Source organism: Gimesia chilikensis, from assembly GCF_008329715.1.
Taxonomy (GTDB): Bacteria; Planctomycetota; Planctomycetia; order Planctomycetales; family Planctomycetaceae; genus Gimesia; species Gimesia chilikensis.
The window spans coordinates 67,578-82,490 of sequence record NZ_VTSR01000005.1; the positions used below are offsets into that span (position 1 = coordinate 67,578).

General features: G+C 51.4%; 10 protein-coding genes. 1 reads left to right on the plus strand and 9 read right to left on the minus strand.

The genetic code is table 11. The annotated features are described in order from the left end of the window. Window positions 1-48 precede the first annotated feature (48 nt). A complete protein-coding gene (locus tag FYZ48_RS04500; RefSeq protein ID WP_149337964.1) occupies window positions 49-1,866 on the minus strand; it encodes an ArnT family glycosyltransferase in 1,818 nt (605 codons plus the stop codon). A 287-nt stretch (window positions 1,867-2,153) separates the two neighbouring features. Here FYZ48_RS04500 and FYZ48_RS04505 point away from each other — a divergent pair, with 287 nt between their 5' ends. After that, window positions 2,154-2,471, plus strand: coding sequence for a tetratricopeptide repeat protein (locus tag FYZ48_RS04505; RefSeq protein WP_145191790.1), 318 nt, complete (start codon window positions 2,154-2,156; stop codon window positions 2,469-2,471). Between the two features lie 88 nt (window positions 2,472-2,559). Here FYZ48_RS04505 and FYZ48_RS04510 read toward each other — a convergent pair whose 3' ends face one another. The 8 genes from FYZ48_RS04510 to FYZ48_RS04545 all read right to left on the minus strand — a co-directional run bounded on the left by FYZ48_RS04510 (window position 2,560) and on the right by FYZ48_RS04545 (window position 14,850). After that, window positions 2,560-3,375, minus strand: coding sequence for a hypothetical protein (locus FYZ48_RS04510; protein ID WP_149337966.1), 816 nt, complete (start codon window positions 3,373-3,375; stop codon window positions 2,560-2,562). Between the two features lie 89 nt (window positions 3,376-3,464). Then, window positions 3,465-4,070, minus strand: a complete 606-nt coding sequence (gene clpP, locus FYZ48_RS04515) for an ATP-dependent Clp endopeptidase proteolytic subunit ClpP (RefSeq protein ID WP_145044403.1) — start codon at window positions 4,068-4,070, stop codon at window positions 3,465-3,467. Window positions 4,071-4,142: 72 nt separating this feature from the next. Then, on the minus strand, window positions 4,143-4,769 hold the full coding sequence (locus FYZ48_RS04520) for a ClpP family protease (RefSeq protein ID WP_145044405.1): 627 nt from the start codon (window positions 4,767-4,769) through the stop codon (window positions 4,143-4,145). A 481-nt stretch (window positions 4,770-5,250) separates the two neighbouring features. Continuing rightward, window positions 5,251-6,297, minus strand: a complete 1,047-nt coding sequence (locus FYZ48_RS04525) for a DUF1559 family PulG-like putative transporter (RefSeq protein WP_149337968.1) — start codon at window positions 6,295-6,297, stop codon at window positions 5,251-5,253. Between the two features lie 59 nt (window positions 6,298-6,356). Further along, window positions 6,357-7,412 carry a DUF1559 family PulG-like putative transporter gene (locus FYZ48_RS04530; RefSeq protein ID WP_149337970.1) on the minus strand — a complete coding sequence of 352 codons (1,056 nt, stop codon included), beginning with the start codon at window positions 7,410-7,412 and terminating at the stop codon, window positions 6,357-6,359. Window positions 7,413-7,491: 79 nt separating this feature from the next. After that, window positions 7,492-8,553 (minus strand): DUF1559 family PulG-like putative transporter, encoded by a 1,062-nt coding sequence (locus FYZ48_RS04535; RefSeq protein ID WP_149337972.1) that lies wholly within the window; start codon window positions 8,551-8,553, stop codon window positions 7,492-7,494. Window positions 8,554-8,762: 209 nt separating this feature from the next. Further along, window positions 8,763-9,860: a DUF1559 domain-containing protein gene (locus FYZ48_RS04540; RefSeq protein ID WP_261344344.1), complete on the minus strand. Its 1,098-nt coding sequence runs from the start codon at window positions 9,858-9,860 to the stop codon at window positions 8,763-8,765. 295 nt (window positions 9,861-10,155) lie between these two features. Further along, window positions 10,156-14,850, minus strand: coding sequence for a hypothetical protein (locus tag FYZ48_RS04545; protein WP_149337977.1), 4,695 nt, complete (start codon window positions 14,848-14,850; stop codon window positions 10,156-10,158). Window positions 14,851-14,913: the final 63 nt, after the last annotated feature.

Here is a 14,913-nt window from a genome sequence, read left to right on the forward strand (position 1 = left end):
GCCTTCCCTTGGGCCGGTGTTCCACGTGGAACACCTGTGTTACCACGCTTACCGGACACGGTAAAGGCGGACCGATTCCTTCGCAGATTCATCTGGCAGCTGCGCCTGATTCAGACGGACCAGCAGGCTGGGATCATACTCGTAGGACTGGACCAGATCGAGTCGGTCTTGAGCCTGGTCGAACTGCTTCACAAACTCGAAGTCGCGCTCCGCGTGTGGCCCCGCAATCAAATAGACAGGCATCTGGGGTGGCAGCGAATTCAGAAACTGGAAGTCAGCTACCGGACCGGTCAGTTGATGCCCCCCTGCTTTAAGATTGAAGAACAACCCAGGCTCGGCATAGATGTAGAGAATCGCTTCATCCGGGTTGGCGTGTTCCTGCCGGAGGTCTGCCAGTATCTGACGAGAGATCGACGCCAGTCCGTTTCGAGGTTGCCAGCCAGCGACCGACCAGGGTCGCGCGATCAGAATCACAAGGAGGGCGACACCCACAATAGTGACTCCCCCCAAGATTCGCGCGGGCTGAGTCTTCAGCTCACCAGATCTCGATAAGAGTTCGCAGAGGGAGCAGCCTGCTCGTGACTCGAGCCAACCCACCAGCGCGGCGGTACCTAACCAGGCAGAGATCATCCAGGGAATCGTCAAACGGGGATAGGGATGGTAGAGTGGCGTGGCCAGTAGCAGACCACAGAACCAGGCCGCCAGCAACCAGGCTGCCAGCGGTCGGGACAGTCCTAATGAATCATCTCGGGAATCGGCTGCTGCCTGAGATTTCGATCGCTGTCCCGACATGCAGAACAGCTGCTGCAGAATTCCGATGACAGCCAGGATGGCGAGGACCGGGGTGATCCCTACCAGCCAGCCCCCCAGTAAGGGGAGGCCTGCCAGGCAACCAACCAGCATCGTGTTCCACGTGGAACGCCCACCTTCCTCATTCTTGTTTTCATTTCCGGAGTGAGTTGAACTCACGCAACCGACATGGAGTGCCAGCAGGCATCCCACCAGACAGACCAGCCCGAGGCTGATCGCTCCGAATGGTCCCTCGAGCAAACGCAGGTTGAGGAGTTGTCGCGTACAGGAATCGAACCAGCCCGAGAAGCCGACAACATACCGACTATGATTGGCAGCGACGACGGAATAGCCTCCCCACTTCTGCAGCCCGATCAATACCGGCGACCAGACAACCATAGCCGTCAGAGTAAATACGACAGCGCGGGTCAGGTAGCTGGTGAGAGGGAGATGGTCACGGCGGTAGATCCAGAGCCAGGGAACGATTCCAGAAAAGCCGATGGCCAGCGGGAGCCAGCCGTTGTACTTGACTGACCACCCCAGGCCGATGGCGACACCGGCCAGTACCGGCCACTTCCAATCGAGTGAAAGCCAGCTCCGCCAGATGAGGTAGACGCTGAGCAGCAGAAAGAATCCAAGTGCAACATCCGTCAGCGCGGTTCGCGTGTAGAGCAGATGCAGGTCGCTGCCTCCCGCAAGGAGTGCTGCCACCAGTCCGGCGGAAGAACCAAACCAGGCACGAGCCACCCACCAGATCAAGAGCACAGTCAAGACGCCCAATAGCAGTGAGGGGAGAAACACACCCCACACACCGCTGCCCAGAAAGATCATTGACCACTCGATCAGAAACGGCAGCAGAGGCGGCGCGTAAAAATAGCGGCCTGGATACTCGGCCCCCTGCTCAGCGGAGAACCAGAGATTGGATGCATAGACGCCTTCATCGAAATGCTCGACAGCCACATCGGAGAAGAACATCACCCGTGCCAGACAGGCGACCAGCAGAACGATCCCCAGCAGGATCAGCTCCAGTCGGGAGTATGTGGCGGAGGGCTCTGCTGTCGGTTTAGGAGAAGGCACATCGAACCTTTATGAAAATGGTGATCAGTGATATCAGTACAAGTCACCAAATTCTACAGGAAGCAGGTCGCTTTGCCTATGAAACCGAGCAGCCCGTCAATTATCATAAACAGAGGCAGGAATCCGGTCAGCCAGAGGTATGACCAGATTTGCCGTATTGGTATTTTGCCCCACAGGCCTACAATTCAAATAGCGAGCTGATGATAGTTCTGTCGTGACGACAGAATGGTCTGCATGCGATCCTCATACTTCAACAGAACATTTGAAAGAAAAGCGAGATTAAGCAGATGAGTACTCCATCCAGTCTGTACGATGAAGCAGTCAAAACTTACGAGAGTGGGGACGTGGAACAGGCGGTCGAGAAACTGAAGGAAGTGCTGGCTCAGGATGAAAATTACGTTCTGGCTCACTCAGCTTCCGCGGTCTATTACCAGAAGCTGGGAAAGTTTGATGAAGCCATCGAGCATGCCAAGAAGGTCACCGAACTAGAACCGGAAGACAACTTCTCCTACCTGCAGCTCTCCGTAATCTGTCAGCGATGTGGACGAATCGCGGAAGCAGAAGACGCTCTGGCCAAAGCCCATTCCATGGCACAGAAGAAATAGTCGCGACCACTTCAGCACGACGAAAACAAAACAAGCTCTCATCGGTTAACCGGTGAGAGCTTGTTGCATTTGGGAATCAAACGTTTGGCTATTCCTGGATCACACGAAACGGCGAGTCGAATTCAGTTGCAGCCGCCGGTTCAATTGTCTCGGCAGACATCTGTTGAAACGGGTTCTCTTCTGCAGGATCCTCGGTCACCATCGCTGGTTGTTCTTCGAATGAGATTCGTGCAGGCTCAGCTGGCACGAGCTGTTTTCGTGAACGAGGCTTTTCGCGGCTGGCGGTCTGAATCTGAGAGCTGCTATCCAGACGAGCCACTCTTAGTGAAGAGGTTGCCTGGAAGGTGCGACCATCCTGAGATTTCATTCTCACCAGGAGGGTCAAATCCTCGCTGGCGGGGGCACTTTGCCAGGGGAGTTCGAAGCGGAAACCCGAACCAGCAAAACCTGAGTACCAGTGAGAGCGGACTTCCTGGCTGTCGAATTTCCAGATCCCGACGCGACGCTGATTCTCGGGTTGATTCAGATCGACCAGTTCCAGTTCGAGATCAGCGGGCAGTTTGACGGTCTCGCCATCCACATCATGCGGCGTGATGACGGTGGTCCAGAGTTCGTCTCCCGGCTTGCTGTCGAGATCGACTCCCCCGGTCAGCAGGCTGTTGACTTTGACGCCCGTTACCCGAAACAGCGTCTTGGACTGCTCGGGCAGCAGGCCACCGTTGGACGATTTGGCCAGCTGCCTCTGCATGGACTCAGACTGCTCGCGGGCAGACTGCAGCGCCTGCTGCGATTCTTTGAGATCTCGCTGCAGAGCGAAAATGTTGTCTTCCTGGTCGCGCAATCGCGCTTCAAGAAGATCCGTATTGCCGCGACCTCCGCACCCGGAGAGGGTGAGAATCAACATCAACGACATCCATGTCGTAAGGTATTGCTTCATTGGAAATCAATTAAAACAGAAGATCCCTCTTCTGTCTCCTCTTGTCAGAGTTAAGACTATTCTTTGGTTCCGGGCAGATCGAGGTGCTCGAGCACGTTGTCGATCAGTCCATAGGCTTTGGCTTCCTGGGAATCCATGAAGTTATCCCGGTCTGTATCCTGCTCGATTTTCTCGAGTGTCTGACCGGTATGATGCAGCAGAATCTCGTTCAGACGCCGCTTCATTTTCAGAACTTCTTTGGCATGAATTTCCAGATCGGTAGCCGTACCCTGCATCCCGGCGAGCGGCTGGTGAATCATGATGCGGCTGTTGGGCAGTGCGTTGCGTTTGCCCGGAGCACCGGCTGTCAGCAGCAGAGCGCCCATACTGGCGGCCTGCCCGATACAGTATGTGGCCACGTCACAAGAGATGTATTGCATCGTATCGTAGATGGCCATCCCGGCAGTCACTGAGCCACCGGGAGAGTTGATGTAAAAGTGGATGTCTGCTTCAGGATCATCAAACTGCAGAAACAGCAGCTGAGCCACCAGGCTCTGAGCTACCTGATCGTTGACCTGAGAACCCATCATAATGATACGATCCTGCAGGAGACGACTATAGATATCCATGGCCCGTTCATCGCGGCCATTCTTTTCGATCACATAAGGTGTTAGGACCGTCATGTAAAACTCACTTCAATTGATGGTAGATTGATGTTGGATCGTCATGGGGCAGCATGTCTGCCGACGTCTGTTTTATTTCTTGTCTTTGTCGCTGGTATCACGGACCAGAACTTCATCGACCAGTCCATACTCGACCGATTCGGCTGAAGAGAGGAAGCGGTCACGGGAGGTATCCAGGGCGATTTTTTCGATGGACTGACCAGTGTGATCGGCCAGAATTTTATTCAAAATTTCCCGGGTATCGAGGATGTCCTTAGCCTGAATTTCGATGTCGGAAACCTGACCACCCACCTCACCGTAAGGCTGGTGAATCATCATTTTGGCGTGCGGCAGAATATAACGTTTGCCCTTCTGTCCCCCGGCAACCAGGATCGCTCCACCACTGGCAGCCAGACCAACACAATAGGTGGCGACATCACATTCGATGAACTGCATCGTATCGTAAATGGCCATCGTGGATGTCACAGAACCACCGGGTGAGTTGACGTAAAGATGGATGTCTTGGTGGCGGTTTTCGGACTGCAGATAGAGCAGTTTCATCACGATCAGATTCGCACTGGCATCATTAATGACGCTGTCCAGAAAGATGATCCGGTTGTCCAGCAGAAGGTCACCAATGCCCATCTGGCGCTGCTGGGAATAGCTTCTGGCACGTTGATTCGCCTGAGTCGGCATCTGCCCTGATAAGGGATCGAACATGATTGTATCCTGAGATGTAATAGTATGCTTTAGTGAATCGTGACGAGGTTAATTCTAGTTAACGCTCACATCTGTTTGAACCAACGACTATCGCTGCTGCTGGAAAAACCGTCAAGTTGCAGCCCGTTATTTTCTCTGGCTCGAAGCGGCTGAGACACTCCCCTGTCTGATCCCCAGGCAGGCGCACAGTCACTCCTATTTTAGTTTCTGAGTTTATATTGTTCCTTATCCGATTTCCCCTTGTTTCGTCAAGAGACGTTATGTGGAGATCCACCTGACGGTACAGTGCTTTTAACCAGACACCGCTCTCATATCAAAAGCTTAGGGGCGCACCCCACCAGCAAAAAGTGTACAGGACAACAGATTGTATTCCACGACGTAAAAAAACACCAGAGACCATAGAATCTCTGGTGCAATGAGTACAAATCGAACGGCGAGCAGTCAGTCGACATTCAGAAAAATCGCCAGTCCCCCTGTTTTATCAGAATCCAGATTGGGAGACTACATCCTGACCGTATCGTAAACCAGCGGGGGTCAGCAGGCGGGCATAAACCCGTGGATCCATCTGCGGTGACAATGATTTCCCACTCCCGTCACACAAGACTACATTCACAGCACCACTGGGGTGTCTCGAACTGGGGCGCCAGGCTTGCCCTTCCCCAGCGGAATAGTTCGCGTTGATTCGCGAATCAGAGTGGTCCGTTTTCAGATTAAAATCAGCCGGCAACTTCAGTGTGAAACCAGTCAGAATCCCTTCCACATCGACTCCAAACCCCAGATCGCCGGTATAGATTGATGACCACTTTCCCGCCTGCAGGTTTTCTGAGAGCATCAGAGTCTGCGTCATTCCATCAGCTGCTGCGATATAATCGAGCGTCATGCCAGACTTCCAGGGCCGCCAGAATACCCCCGAGGCAAACTTGACGGGCAGGTCGGTGTCATTCTCGGGATCAGAATCAAATCCGCCATCTGGACTGTCCACAACGTGAGACGTATCTGCTGATGAATTGTAATTGGACGTCACATATCCGATGTTCGCACAATAAGAGAGCCCGCCAGATTTCACCGTATCAGGATCATCCGGGCAGACAAAGATCGGAATTTGAGCCGCGTTGAATCGATCGAGATCTGCTTTCGCACGCAGTTGGGCCGCGGACGTCTCCCCTGCCGCGACATAGGCAGCCAGTTCCCAGCGTTGATAAAACGCGACCTGATCCAGATATGGCAGGGTCATCACAAACAGCGACATATCATCATTGCCAGCATTTTCACCAGCACCATGAATCTGGTTGGGACTGACCAGCGGAGGCAGATACGCATTCGCCTCGGAAGAATAATTGATCACAGCCAGACCGACGTTCCTCAAATTATTGAGACAGGAGAGGCCTCTGTAATTATTCCTTGTCCGCTGAATCGCGGAGAGACTGAGTGATCCCAGCAGCGTGATCACGGCCAGCGTGATTAACAATTCGACCCAGGTAAATCCCCGCCGCTGGGAGCTCTCATTTTTCCGTTTCCCGCTCTGCATTTCACACTCTCGATTCCCGATTTGATCAGCTCATATCAGATTGGATTTGGACACCTGGATCAGAAGGAAGAACCATCCACTTCTGTCTGGCCATAACGCAGCCCTGTCGGAGTCAGTAGTCTGGCATAGACAGCAGGGTCCATTTCAGGCGTGAGTGATTTACCACTGCCATCACAGAAAATGACATTTACTGCACCACTGGGATGGTTGGAACTGGGACGCCAGGCCTGCGATTTGGGAGCACTCAAATTCGCGCCGATTCGCGAATCGGTCCCCGCTGTCGTGTTTTTCAAATCAAATACGATCGGTAAAACGAGTGACACAGATCCCTTCGGATAGACGCCCTGCATATCGATGCCAAATCCCAGACTGCCTGTATCGGTCGACGACCAGTTGCCTGCCTGAAGATTTTCAGAGAGCATCAAAGTCTGGGTCAGTCCATCTCCTGCCGAGATGATATCAAGTGACATGCGAGTCGAATAAGGGCGCCAGAAAACTCCGGAAGCGAACTTCACCGGGATGTCTGCAATCGTTGTCACGTCGCCATCCAGCCCGCCATCGGCGCTGTCGGGACGGTGCATCCTGTCACCTGCAGTATTATAATTAGCGGTCACATAACCCACATTGGCGACATAAGAAAGCGCCCCTGGCTCATCGTTCAAGGGGTCATTCGGGCAGACAAAAATCGGGAACACCTGCTTCTGTAAATCTGCCAGGATCTTTAACTGAGTATCATCAGCATCAAATCGCGCTGCCTGAGTCGCCGCCTGATCCCATCTTAGTCTGAACATGACCGCATCCAGGTAAGGGAGCACTGTGATACACCAGTTGACATCATTCTTACCTGTATTTGCGTGAGGCACCGTCACCAGGGACGGATCCAAATTTGTTTCAACCAGCAGAGGCAGATGTGAATTAGCGCCTGATGAATAATTCACCACTGCCAGTCCAATGTTTCGCAGACGATTCAAACATTGTACTTTTCTGGCAGCGAGTCCACTGGTAGGGACAGCAGGAAGAACTAATGCGAACAGGAGGCAGCTGACTACAATCACAACGACCAGATCTGTCAGCGAGAACCCCCGCCGCGAAGAATTAGCACTCATCCGCTTCATCTCAATTACCTCCTGAATCCGGGCTAAATCATTCCTGATCCATAAGGATCACGCTTCGGCCCGCTGCAAGTAGCCTGGATCAGAAGGAATCTTCGTCAAGCTCTGACTGGCCGTTTGGTTGTCCCGCTGGAGTGATGAGTCGGGCGTAGATTCCTGGATCAATATCTGGGCTTAGCGATCTTCCACTGCCATCACAGAAGATGACATTCACGACACCACCGGGGTGATTTGAACTGGGCCGCCAGGCCTGACTTTTTTTCGCGCCGGTCTGGGATCCAATGCGGGAGTCCGTCGAGGTTGTGGCATTCTCCAGAGTGAAATCCGTTGGCAGTGTGAGTTGAGTTGTGCCGCTGGAATACATGCCCTGCATGTCGATGCCAAAACCGAGACTGCCGGTGTCGGTGGACGACCAGTTGCCCGCCTGCAGATTTTCTGAGAGCATCAGTGTCTGCCTCAGACCATCCCCTTTCTGGGAGATGAAGTCGAGTGACATGCGGGATGTATAAGGTCGCCAGAAAACTCCGGTGGCAAATTTCACCGGGATGTCTGCTGTTGTCTTGATGTCGCCATCCAGCCCGCCGTCGGCACTGTCGGGACGGTGCGCTCTGTCAGTCGCGGTATTATAATGAGAGGTTACATAACCCACATTCGCGACATAAGAGAGTGCCCCCTGTTCTGTGTTCGCCGCGTCGTCAGGGCAGGTGAAGACGGGGAAACGTGTCGCATTCAGATTCGTCAGTAACGAAACCGCTTCTGCATTCATCGTGGCACTGGAAGCCTGGCTGGCGGTCTCATCCCAGCGCTGGCGAAAACCGATGTTATCCAGGAAAGGCAGAATCGTTGTGCACCAGGTGAGGTCATCATGAGTCGCCTGTGGATTGGGGGCATCCTCGGTAGAAACGCTCATATTCGGATCCACCAGCAGCGGCAGTTCCGCATTTGCTCCGGAGGAGAAGTTAACGACAGCCAGGCCCACGTTTCGCATCCTATTCAGGCAGGCTATTTTTCTGGAGGGAGCCCGGGCGCTTTCCAGCGCGGGTAGAGTCAGTGCCACCAGGATTACAATAATCACGATCACCACAATTAATTCGGTCAGTGAGAAACCGTTTCGCTCCGGTCGTTTTGTTTTTTGAATCTGCATGCGAGTGCCCCTTAAAAGAAATGACAAAGAGAGGTGTCTCGTGCGCTTCTAAAGTCTATTCTGAAACAGACGAACAGAAAGCACACGCCCATACAGTATGCGGTCGAGATATGAAAAAAGCACCAGAGACCCGCTGATCTCTGGTGCCCGTTTGTTTGAACCGATTTGAGAAAATGACTCAAATGATGGTTGCAGGATCAGTCTTCAGATTAGAAGGATGATCCATCAACAACAGCCTGACCATAACGCAGACCAGCAGGTGTCAGCAGACGAGCGTAAACGCCACCATCCATCTGTGGTGTCAGTGATTTTCCACTGCCGTCACAGAGGATCACGTTCACAGCACCACTGGGATGGTTTGAGCTGGGACGCCAGGCGGATCCCTTGGCTGCGGCCAGGTTAGAACCGATGCGGGAATCATTGCTTGTAACGCTATTCTGCAGATTGAATGTTGGGCTGGCGGTGCCTAAGTTCAGAGAACCTGTATTCATGCTCAATCCAGCCATATCAACGCCGAACCCAAGACTGCCTGTATACAAGTTACCATTATCCAATGGATCCACGAATGACCAATCACCTGCCTGCAGGTTTTCAGTGATCATCAGTGTTTGAGTCAGACCATCCGCAGCCGAAATGTAATCGAGCGACATCCGCGAGGTGCTGGGACGCCAGAAAACACCGGTTGCAAATTTGATGGGAAGAGTTGCTGTTGTCATCGCAGTCCCATCCAGGGCAAGGTCGCTGCCTGGGCCATGATCCAGATCGCCAGCGCTGTTATAGCTACCAGTTACATATCCGGTGTTCACAACGAAAGAGAGTGCTCCCGCGTCAGTATTGAACTGATCGTCGGGACATGTGAAGACAGGAAAGCGGTTCCGGTTCATGCTGATAAAAGCATTGAAGTTCGCATGTGAGCTTCCGCCGGTTGAGGCATCTGCGATCTGACTGGCGTACTGATCCCATCTCTGACGGAAACCAACATTGTCCAGGAAGGGCAGAATTGTGGTACACCATGACAGGTCATCCCAACGCTGGTTGGTATTGGTCCCAGATGGATCGTAGACAACGTTATTGTCAACGAGCAGTGGCAGCTGTGAGTTAGCGCCTGAGGAGAAGTTGACCACAGCCAGGCCGACGTTCCGCATGTTATTCAGGCAGGACACTTTCCGTGCAGCGGCACGGGCACTCTGGATCGCCGGCAGTGTCAGCGAGACCAGGATACCGATGATGGTGATGACCACCAGCAGTTCGATCAGCGTAAACCCTTTACGCTTTTGCAGTTTTTGTTTTACTCTAAGAGTATGCATTGTCATTCTCCTCACTAAGAATACGGTTCAAACTGATTATATATTACTTGTTTACAAGTAGCAAAAACAAACTCTAATTCGACGTGTTTTGACAGGAATCCGACGCTTCTCCGGCTTTAACCTGCCTGATCGGAACAGACGTTGTAAACATCCACTCCTCATGACTTTACCCAGTGGCCCGCAACCGAAGTTGTTCACTCAGGTAACATGGCTTTCCCCCTCTCAGTTGTGTCAGATTTATCAATTATACCCCATTGTCCAGTTAGACAAGCCGGGCAAAACAGTGTTTTATTGTTCAATCACTCTGAATTGACTGAATCAGATGCCTGTGACGCACCAGTCGTTTCCAGTGATCAAATTTTTTGGTCGATGGCTCGAAAGCTTCCTCTACTCGCGTACGATCTACCACAAAGAAGCCACGGTAATCAGCTTCGTGAATTGACCTCCCGTGAGCCCGATCTCCGATCTGGACCACATCATCATGAGTAGTCAACCCAGCCCCAGAAGCTTCAAAGTAAGCCACCGAAAGGAAGACCAGGAATGTATTACTGCGAGTCGTGGTATTGCCCATTATCTTGGACAAAATCCGGTTACGTGAATGGAAGTCAACAGGACCATTTTGGTGTTCTGTCTGGGTAGCTACCTCAAATAACAAGCGTGGATCGTTAGGGAAAGCAGACTGATCATTTGGCAGTGTGCGTAATAATGTATTTTCTCTTAAATCTCTAATACCCGTCGTTGCAGTATTTCTAGAACCAAAATAGTCAAAACTACGGAACGGACGAGATCCGGGAGTCCCTGGCAGAGGCTTGCCGGCAATAGGATCATCTGCATCGCGAGATACAATAAACTGCTCCCACCAGTTACGTGTTGATCCCTCAGCTGAATCATTCAATCTTTGCACCCTGTGGGCGTTGGTTACGTCTGTGTCGTAAGCGCCACCATCCAAGACACTACTGGATGTACCCATATCATCTATCAGGGCTGCCAGCACGGAAGGATGCCGCACAGTATTCAAATTGATTCTGCCGGGCACCCGGTAGTTAGTTAACGGGTTCTGCAACTGTCGATGTATACGTGTGGGAACTTCCACATACTCAAATAATCGATACCAGTAATTATCATCCGAATCAGGTCCTGCATCATTCGGTCCATCAGGATTCAGAAATTTTTGAATCCCGGCGACCATAATATCGGTTCCAGCCTGTAGCCCCGAGGCGTCAACCAGAGCATATGTCATTAACCTATTATTTGTTTTTGCCGCACTGTTGGAACCATCCAGAATACTATTATTCGGACCGGTTGCCGAGACAGGCAAGGTCTGAGGGGCAACGATATCCTGAGTAGGCCCAACAATCGGTATAGAAAAGAGCTCCACAGGGGAAGCAAAATCACGATCAAAATGGGGCTGCCAGAGAGTAAAAGCTGAAGGAGAAATCGAGTTCTGTTGACCGATCGTATTTCTAATATTACCAGTCGTATTATTTAATGTAGATGGTTCTCCAGTAGCCAGAGTTTTGTTTAGTGGCTGTTGGCGTTCCTGACTCTTCATGGCATTTCGATCCAACTGTGCCTGTACCGCTGAAGCAGTATCTGAGGTGAGATCGAATTCACTTTTGGGTACATCAATCTGATCCACAAGAATCCAGGGATTATCCGAATCTGGAATAGGAGTACCTGTGCTCAGAAAAGTATCACGACCAAGATGTGCTTTTCGGAATAATTTGATTTTTACATTATTCGTCGTTGCACTTAACTGAGGCTCTGCCCGATCCAGAAAACTACCCACATTGGTAGTAATGTCTGTGAAACTACTGTCGAGTACCTTTACGAGTGTGCTGCTCGTGGCCTGGTCATTGACAATATCAATTTTATCAGGGCCAGCAATCGACGTTGAAGGAATGATGGTTTCACCGGCCGTCGTGAATGCCATATCACCATCCAGGTCAACACGAAACTCGCTATAAGGGTCCCCACCAGAAGATTCTAATGTATCTTGGGCACTAGTGCTGAGGATTGTAAACAGGCCCCCCGGGTTGATACTTCGATTACGTGGGATAGCATAAGTGACCATGGCACCATCTACCTCCAAGCCCAGCATCCATTTTCCACGTGAACCGAATGAAACCGTATAAGGGCTCTGATTACGTAACTCTATTGCAGCAAAGAAGCGATTCTTATCGGTGCCATCTGTTTTATCATCCGGGAATTGCGTTACACTATGATCATTCATCTGATCCTTGCACTGTACTAGAGTGAACTCACTTAAGGTCAGTGAAACAGCTTCCACTCCCCAGACGACAGAGCGTTGTGCCGTAGCCTGTTCAACAGCAGTGTTAGTGTAGGGGTTGTCGTCTAGATTCCATCCATCACTCAAATCAGTATCGTACTCGAAACGAGTCATTACATTGTCGGGATCCAGTGCATCAACTACGTTCACAGCAAATTGAGCCATTTGCAACAGGTCATCGGACGTGTAACTTCGCACTGTCGTGGCTGAAGGAGAATTGAGAGAATACAGCAGTGTGTAGATATCACGTGCCATCCGCTGACGATCATATCGAGCCCAGAATTCCTGCTGCGCATAAGTTGTTGGCGGATAAGAAGGCAAGCTAGTAACACTCCAGCCTGTGTTAATAACAGTGGCAGGCAGGGCATCCAATACAGTGTTACCATTCAAGTCCTCGCCTGCATCCAGCGAACCATTGTCGTTTAGATCTTCGCCAGGATGGGGTGTCAGCGGCCGATAAGAAATTGTCCGACCAGTCCCCGTATTTTCGTAAACGAGTAACTGATTTAAATTCAATTTCATCTGATGAGGATTCGGATAGTCGGTAATACCTGTGGCCAACAAATCGCGCAACTCAGGACGAAATGCACTGATAGAGTAGCTGGGTGGAAACTGATTAGTTGAAGCCCCATTGATAGACTGCGGTCGAGAAAACTGATTCCGATCCCAGCTTATTGTTGTAAACTGCCTGCGACGATCATAGTCGCTAGCACCAGTAGTGCCGAAGTTCATCGGCATCAGGTCCTTAAGACGCGATGTGACTCCCGAGTTAATAATATCGGTTCCCGACATCTGCAGATGGGCCATTTCTTCTGGGCCAAAGGGCTCATCGTAAGGCCGCTGAACCTTCTCCATATCGACTACGATCTCATCTGAATCGTCAAGTAAGTGACTGGTGCTTGCCACACTTCCTGGGGTGCCAAACAGGAAGGATGGCCAGCGGACGGATTCAGGGTAGGTTCCCAGTGCCAGTCCGGCGATCTCGTAATTGATGTAGACGGGCCATCGGCCAGGTCCTGATACACCACCACTTTGCAGATTTGTACGACGATAATTTGAGCCTGTAGCCCAGGTACGGCCAGCCCCGTTGTGTGCCAGTGGATGTACAAACGAAATAGCTCCAGCACGAGATCCCTGCAGAGAACCACTGCGGTTACTACCCTCGTAGCGGTCCCCGTTATCATCTACCAACGTCTGGCCTGCCCGTGGAAAAGCGACTCCCGTAGAGGGATTGACTACAAACAAATTGTCTCCAGGGGCATTCCTCTGAGCATCGTATAGACGGTTTGGCTCCCCCCAGCGTCCTGGATAGACGTCGCGAATATCGGATTTAGTTCCATTGTCTATCGTCGCAGGTACAGTGTAGTCGGTACGTCCATAATTCAGGAAAAAATATTCCATATTTGAAAGTTCAGGCCACAAAGTGGGCTGGGCCCCGAAGAACATCCGATGCTGATCCAGTTCATTTCCGACCGGACTGGGAATACGTGCAGTCATCGCCCACTGTGGGTTGATCTCACCCGGTGACGAGAGCCCCTGATGCGAACGTGAGAGTAACAGGAACTGGTTAGTGCCACTTCCCGAGAGATTATTACCGAATGTTCCTGAAGGTGCGAAGTTTAAATCAATGCCATCCGGCTGTCGCATATTACCTGCAGTATTGAGATTAATAAGACCATCAGCATCGTAGACGGTAAAAGAGAACATCGGAATGATGTACTGGCCCGGATTCTGTGGGTCTTCGATCGGTGGAAAATCGAGGTCGAGCCAGACCCCTTCACGGATCGAATCACCATCGTTATCCACATCTAGGGAGTATTCTGTGTCAGTGTGTCCCGTCCAGACACCTAATGCACCGGGGTTAGCATACCCAGAGTTATTGAAAGCATTCGTACTGTAGCGCGATGAACCGGAGTCATTTCCTGATTCTCGATGCACAAAAGTGTGGTTACCATGCGGCCTAAAGACTCGTGTTGCTACACTCCCATTTCCATACGGGTCAGTAATAACTCCTCCAGTATTTGTGCGCATATATTGCGGGCGATGAAATGAAGGAATGATTACCAAGTCCACATCTGTTTTATCAGAAGCCCAGTTGGGACCGGGAACATAACCTTTGTAGGCAAGGAAAATTGAGTTTATATCTGGTGAAGTGTAATCCACATCGGGAGTTGGTAGCGTTCCAATAAAGTTATTCGCATTGGAAACCCCACCTTGTGCAGCGGGCGAAACATTTGTGCCAACCATATTTCGGCTTGCAGCTGTGCCTTCTCCTACACCATTTAAATCCGTATCAACGTCAGGTCCTCCAGTAGAAAGTACCACTTGGATCCCTTGGCCATTGTAGGGATATTCATCATTACCAAGCATATTGTAAATCAATGAATTGCGTGGCCTGCTACCTCCCCAAAGTGCGCTATTAGTTCGATAAACATCGGGGCCTTTGATGAGTTGTTCAAGTCCCCAGTCGAATAGAACATCAGCCTGCAGGCCGGGATCAGCTTCGTTGATGGCAGCTTCGGCAAAGTTTTCCGCACTGGTCTGCTCCTGAGCTGAGAAGGTGTAGAACACCACGGCCATCAGAGCGAGAATCGCAAGCAGCGCGATGACTACCAGCAGCGTCGATCCACGTCGTTGTGCAGTAACTGCGACAATTCCTCGATAATTGCTGCCTGTCTGTTTCATTTTCAGGGACTTCATTTCCATACCTCCCGAAGTGTCAGTGACCGTGACCCGGACCGGCACTGGGAAAACATTGTGGTT